This is a genomic window from Mesorhizobium sp. GbtcB19 (assembly GCF_019091085.1).
Classification (GTDB): domain Bacteria; phylum Pseudomonadota; class Alphaproteobacteria; order Rhizobiales; family Rhizobiaceae; genus Mesorhizobium.
In genome coordinates this window covers 1-242 of record NZ_JAGXJY010000441.1, presented here as the reverse complement: position 1 = coordinate 242, position 242 = coordinate 1, and the positions used below count along the sequence as shown (strand labels likewise).

1 protein-coding gene is annotated in these 242 nt (G+C 74.4%); it reads left to right on the top strand.

All coding sequences use genetic code 11. The annotated features are described in order from the left end of the window. On the top strand, positions 1–242 hold a 242-nt coding region (locus KVT37_RS32690; RefSeq protein WP_217579071.1), incomplete at both ends, for a LysR family transcriptional regulator.

Here is a 242-nt window from a genome sequence, read left to right as displayed (position 1 = left end):
AGGCGGTGGCCAGGCACCTGTCCTTCCCCAAGGCGGCGCAGGAACTGGGCATGACCCAGGCGGCGGCGAGCTACCAGATCCAGGTGCTCGAGGAGCGCATCGGCGCGCCGCTGTTCCTGCGGCGTCCGAAGCAGATCGAATTGACCGAGCCCGGCCCGCGCCTGGCGCCCGCCGTCAGCGGGGCTTTCGCCATCCTGGGGCAGGCCTTTGCCGCGGCGCGCGGCGGCGCCGGCGGCCTGCTC